The sequence below is a fragment of the Bacteroidota bacterium genome (assembly GCA_039714315.1).
In the GTDB taxonomy this organism is placed as follows: domain Bacteria; phylum Bacteroidota; class Bacteroidia; order Flavobacteriales; family JADGDT01; genus JADGDT01.
In genome coordinates this window covers 1-2576 of the sequence record JBDLJM010000249.1, presented here as the reverse complement: position 1 = coordinate 2576, position 2576 = coordinate 1, and the positions used below count along the sequence as shown (strand labels likewise).

The 2576-nt window shown below is 30.7% G+C and carries 3 protein-coding genes; all 3 read right to left on the bottom strand.

Annotation, left to right across the window (positions count from 1 at the left end):
• Positions 1 to 11 precede the first annotated feature (11 nt).
• Genes ABFR62_14050 through ABFR62_14040 form a run of 3 tightly spaced genes read right to left on the bottom strand, consistent with a single transcriptional unit; the run spans position 12 to position 2529 of the window.
• A complete protein-coding gene (locus tag ABFR62_14050; protein MEN8139541.1) occupies positions 12 to 743 on the bottom strand; it encodes a response regulator in 732 nt (243 codons plus the stop codon).
• Positions 744 to 1793, bottom strand: a complete 1050-nt coding sequence (locus ABFR62_14045; GenBank protein MEN8139540.1) for a histidine kinase — start codon at positions 1791 to 1793, stop codon at positions 744 to 746.
• 40 nt (positions 1794 to 1833) lie between these two features.
• The gene (locus tag ABFR62_14040) at positions 1834 to 2529 is read right to left on the bottom strand and encodes a DUF5668 domain-containing protein (GenBank protein ID MEN8139539.1); all 696 of its coding nucleotides are present in this window, start codon (positions 2527 to 2529) and stop codon (positions 1834 to 1836) included.
• Positions 2530 to 2576 lie beyond the last annotated feature (47 nt).

Below are 2576 nucleotides of genomic sequence, written 5' to 3'. Positions count from 1 at the left end.
CTTCTTCAAATTTACAAATTTATAAGCTCTTTCACCTTTTTAATATTGCTTTTACTAACCCGTAATCTATCCCCATCCTGCAACTCAATCTCGTAATTTTCCTTTGCAATATGTATAAGCTTCTTTATTTCCTGAATATTAATAATTGTTGATCGATGGATACGAATAAACATATCAGATGGCAGGGTATTTTCATAAAAATTCATTGTTTGATGCTTCACATATTCCTTACCTCCTGACTTAATAATTACATAATCATCATTTGCCTGCAGATATTTTATTTCTGACAACTTTATTACATTGATAGAATTACCTTCTTTAACAACTACCCTTTTTAATTCAGAGCTCCGGTTGATTTTTTCAATTATATAATTACTTTCATTAACTCTTGGCTCTGTAACTCTATCAAGAGCTTTTGAGAATCTGCTGAATGAAAAAGGTTTAAGCAAATAGTCAACTGCATTCTCCTCGAATGCTTTAACGGCAAACTGATCGTATGCAGTGGTAAAAATTACTTTAGGATGATGATGTATCAACTCTAAAACTTCAAATCCAGTCAACTTTGGCATTTGAATATCGAGGAATATCAGATCGGGTTTAAGCTCATCAATCATCTTAACAGCATCAAATCCGTTACCAGCTTCAGCCAGCACTTCAAAATTTCCTTTTTTTGCAATAAAAGCTTTTACAAGGGCTCTTGCAGGATTTTCATCATCAATTATTATACATCCAATTTTAGTCATTTAAAATTGTTTAGGTATTAATATCTTAGCAATAAATATATCTCCATCAGTCTTTGTGCTTAATAAATCTTTAGCATTGTAAAGTAACTTTAGTCTATCTGCAATATTTTTTAGACCTATACCTTCTCCTCTGTGCAGATAGCTGTCTTCATTAAAATCGTTTTTGAATATAATTTCAACGAATTCATCCTTAGTCCTTATTTCCAACACTACATCTACAGCTTTTTCACTCTCATAAACTCCGTACTTAATAGCATTCTCCATTAATGGCTGAAGAATTAAATGTGGAATCTTTAAATTACTCAAATCATCATCTATTTTTTCTGAATAGACGATTTTGTCTTCAAATCGTATTTTTTCAATATCAATATAGGAATGTAAATTGTCGAGTTCTTCAGATAAAACTGTGAACTGATTTTCTTCTTTCCTCAGTGCATACCGAATATATTCCGATAACTTAACCAACATTTCCTGAGCCTTATATCCATCGCTAATTGTCAGATAGCTTATAGAGTTTAAACTATTAAACAAAAAATGTGGGTTTACCTGTGATTTCAACGCTTTTAACTCTGACTGAATAGCTATTTTTTCGTAAAGACTTTTCTGCTGAAGCTCAAACTCCATATTCTCCTGATAAAGAATCAGGTAAAACACTATGGACAAAATCACAAAATAAAAACTTCCAAAAATATATCTCCAAAATAAAATTGTCTCACTAAAATAGAGATAAAGCTCATCTTCAACAATCTTAGTTAATGCCCAGTTCGAAATAAACACCCAAAAGAATACAAAAAACACTCCTGAAATAATTTGTTTAAAAACAATATTTTGAACTGACAGCTTATCATAGTCTGAATAAGCACCGACAAACCAAATAGAAACACCCATTACTGCAAATAGAGAGTTATATACAAAACTGTCTGTTACAGATGAGAGAACATCTACTTCGAACTTAAAAGTAAACACCAAAGCCTGTACAATAATAATTATTATCCAGACTAAAGTGTAAACTATTGAATATCTACGATTTTCTATAAATGGATGAAGCATAATATTATTAGTTTACTTCTAAACTCAGTAGTTCTTTCCTTTAATTTCTAACATCTCCTCCACCAAACATAGTAAATCCTTTTACAAAAAGAATTTTATCTGATGAATTAGATTCTGCAGAAATAAATCGTTTATCTGTAAATCCCCCAAAAATTGCAATTACATCTATTTGTACATTCCAATCATTTGGCACAATCAATTTTGTACCTCCAAAAATAGTAAAAACATCAACTACTGCATTTTCTTCAGCAATATCGGCACTCTTAAAATTAACCTCCGAACCACCAAAAATTGAAGTAATACGCCCTCCTCTGAATACTTTAGAAGTATAAATCACCTTGTTTCCACCAAACACACTGGTATGGTCAATGTAATCCGTTTTATTATTTCTACTTATTAAATCAGGAAAATCGAATCCCTTATTTCTTCTAACTATAAGAACTACTCCGGTTACTACCAAAATAATTGGCCAAAACAATCTACGATAAGTATAATCAATATAAATAATCTCCGGAACCATAAAGACTACACCTATCGTTAATAATATAATTGCCGGTGTATATTTTTTGTTAATAAGGTTAAATGTACCAATAGCTATTAATAACATTTGCCATGAAAATAAAATGTCACTCAATGTATCAGGTAACAGACCTAATATGCGAAAAATGAATGCGACACCTATAATAATTAATACGAATCCTAATTGTGCTCTACCGTTATCTGTTTTTGTTTTCATATGTATATAATTTTATGTTTAGGTCATATGGTATCCCCATTATATTC

Excerpts from the sequence above, each read along its gene's own strand:
- ABFR62_14050 (MEN8139541.1), bottom strand. The coding sequence starts at position 743 with ATGACTAAAATTGGATGTATAATAATTGATGATGAAAATCCTGCAAGA.
- ABFR62_14045 (MEN8139540.1), bottom strand. The coding sequence starts at position 1,793 with ATGCTTCATCCATTTATAGAAAATCGTAGATATTCAATAGTTTACACT.
- ABFR62_14040 (MEN8139539.1), bottom strand. The coding sequence starts at position 2,529 with ATGAAAACAAAAACAGATAACGGTAGAGCACAATTAGGATTCGTATTA.